Source organism: Streptomyces neyagawaensis, from assembly GCF_023516595.1.
GTDB lineage: Bacteria > Actinomycetota > Actinomycetes > Streptomycetales > Streptomycetaceae > Streptomyces > Streptomyces neyagawaensis.
In genome coordinates this window covers 1-2,484 of record NZ_JAMGBG010000044.1, presented here as the reverse complement: position 1 = coordinate 2,484, position 2,484 = coordinate 1, and the positions used below count along the sequence as shown (strand labels likewise).

The following is a 2,484-nucleotide window of genomic DNA, read 5'->3' as shown; positions in this document are numbered from 1 at the left end:
CTGGCCCGCGTCTGTGTGGCGTTGGCCGACGACGCCCTGGTCTCGGCCCAGCGGCTCGCCGAGTGGACCACCCGCGCGCCCGAGCTGGAGGAGGAGGTCGCGCTCGCCAACATCGGCCTCGACCTCCTCGGCCAGGCCCGCCTGCTGTACTCCCGCGCCGGGCAGGTCGACGGCACGGGCCGCGACGAGGACGCCCACGCCTACTTCCGGGACCCCGACGACTTCCGCAACGTACGCCTCGCCGAACTCCCGGGCGGCGACTTCGCGTTCTCCGTCGTCCGGCTCCTCGTCCTGTCCAGCTGGCGCCTCGCGCACTTCGAACGGCTGGTGGACCATCCCGACCCCGTCCTCGCGGCGATCGCGGCCAAGGGCGTCAAGGAGCTGACCTACCACCGCCAGTACGCCGCCGACTGGTCCGTACGGCTCGGCGACGGCACCGAGGAGTCGCACCGGCGGATGCGGAAGGCGGTGGAGCAGGTCGGCCCGTACGTCGGCGAGCTGTTCACCGCCTACGACGTACGGGACGAGGTCGTCGACGTGCTGCGGCAGGTCACGGAGGCCGCAGGGCTGCCCATGCCGGTGTACCGGCCGCTGCCGGGTGCCGGCCGCGCCGGCGAGCACACCGAGCATCTCGCGCCGCTGCTCGCCGAGTTGCAGAGCGTGGCCCGCGCCCACCCGGGGGCGACATGGTGACCACCCTCCTCGACGTACGGCGGGCCCGGCAGATCGCCGGGCAGGTGCCCGACCCCGAGCTGCCGATGCTGACCCTCGCCGACCTCGGCGTCCTGCGGGACGTGGAGCTGACCGGCGACGGCACGGTGATCGCGAGCCTCACCCCCACCTACTCGGGCTGCCCGGCCATGGCCGAGATGCGGGCCGACGTGGCGGCGAGGCTGCGCGCCGCCGGATACGAGCGGGTGGAGATCCGCACGGTCCTCAGCCCGCCCTGGACCACCGACTGGATCACGGAGTCGGGCCGCCGCAAGCTGACCGAGCACGGCATCGCCCCGCCGGGACCCGCCCCCCGCGGCCCGGTCCCCCTCCAGCTGTCCGCCACCCGGCGCACGGTCCCCTGCCCGCGCTGCGGCTCCCGGGACACAGGGGAGACCTCCCGTTTCGCCGCCACCTCCTGCAAATCCCTGTGGCGCTGCCACACCTGCCGCGAGCCGTTCGAGCACGTCAAGGAGATCTGAATGAAGGGCTTCACGGAAGGGCCGACGGGGGGCCTTCGCGGGGCACCGGTGGCGGAGGCCGCAGGCGAGGCCGCCGTCCAGGTCGCTGCCGAGGCCGCTGTCGGGGCCGCGGGTTCGGTCGCCTCCGCCGTGCCCGGTCCGGCCGCCCGCGACGGCGGCGCGTCGGCCGTACGCCCGCGTGCCCGACGCCGACCCGTCTTCCACGCCCTGCGCGTCGCCGAGGTACGGCCGTTGTGCGAGGACGCGGTCGCGGTCGGGTTCGAGATCCCGGACGAGCTGGCCCCGGAGTTCGCGTTCGCGCCCGGCCAGTCGCTGACGCTGCGGCGCGAGATCGACGGACGGGACGAACGCCGCTCCTACTCGATCTGCTCACCGGCGGGTTCGGCGCCGCGCATCGGCGTCCGGGTCGTACCGGGCGGCCTGTTCTCCTCCTGGCTGGTGAACGACGTACGCCCCGGCGACACCGTCGAGGTCATGCCGCCCACCGGCTTCTTCACCCCGGACCTCGCCACCCCCGGCCACCATGTGCTGATCGCGGCGGGCTCCGGCATCACTCCGATGATCTCCATCGCCGAGTCGGTCCTGGCCGCCGACCCCCGCTCCACGGTGACCCTCTTCTACGGCAACCGGCGCACCGGAACCGTGATGTTCGCCGACGAACTCGCCGACCTGAAGGACCTGTACCCGGCCCGTTTCCAGCTGGCCCACGTACTGTCCCGCGAGCCGCGCGAGGCGGAACTGCTCTCGGGCCGCCTGGACGCCGGGCGCCTCTCGGCGCTCATCGGCTCACTTGTCGACGTCGACACCGCCGACCACTGGTGGCTGTGCGGCCCGCACGGCATGGTCCGCGACGCCCAGCGGGTCCTCGCCGGCCTCGGCGTCCCCGCCGACCGAGTCCACCAGGAGCTCTTCTACGCCGACGACGAACCCGTCCGCGAGGTACGCCACGAGGAGGCCGCCGCCGAGGGCCCCGTCAGCGAGGTCACCATCACGCTCGACGGCCGCACCACCACCGCGCCGCTGCCCCGCGACCGCACGATCCTCGACGGGGCGCAGCGCACCCGCCCCGACCTTCCCTTCGCCTGCAAGGGCGGCGTCTGCGGCACCTGCCGCGCGCTCGTCCCCGACGGCAAGGCGGACATGCGCCGCAACTACGCGCTGGAACCGGCGGAGGTGGCGGCGGGGTACGTGCTGACGTGCCAGACGTATCCGGTGTCGGAGACGCTGACGGTCGACTTCGACACGTGAGGGATGGGGGCCGGGCGCCTAATAGCTCGGGTGTGTGTGGTTT

Annotated in this window: 3 protein-coding genes; all 3 read left to right on the top strand. The window is 73.7% G+C overall.

Going from position 1 to position 2,484, the window contains the following annotated elements; genetic code table 11:
• Window positions 1–693, top strand: a 693-nt coding sequence (gene paaC, locus M8J73_RS20295; protein ID WP_249828906.1) for a 1,2-phenylacetyl-CoA epoxidase subunit PaaC, incomplete at its 5' end; no start/stop codon positions are given.
• Window positions 687–1,193 carry a 1,2-phenylacetyl-CoA epoxidase subunit PaaD gene (gene paaD / locus M8J73_RS20290; RefSeq protein WP_249828905.1) on the top strand — a complete coding sequence of 169 codons (507 nt, stop codon included), beginning with the start codon at window positions 687–689 and terminating at the stop codon, window positions 1,191–1,193. The genes paaC and paaD, both read left to right, overlap by 7 nt.
• Window positions 1,194–2,441: a 1,2-phenylacetyl-CoA epoxidase subunit PaaE gene (gene paaE / locus M8J73_RS20285; protein WP_249828904.1), complete on the top strand. Its 1,248-nt coding sequence runs from the start codon at window positions 1,194–1,196 to the stop codon at window positions 2,439–2,441.
• Window positions 2,442–2,484 lie beyond the last annotated feature (43 nt).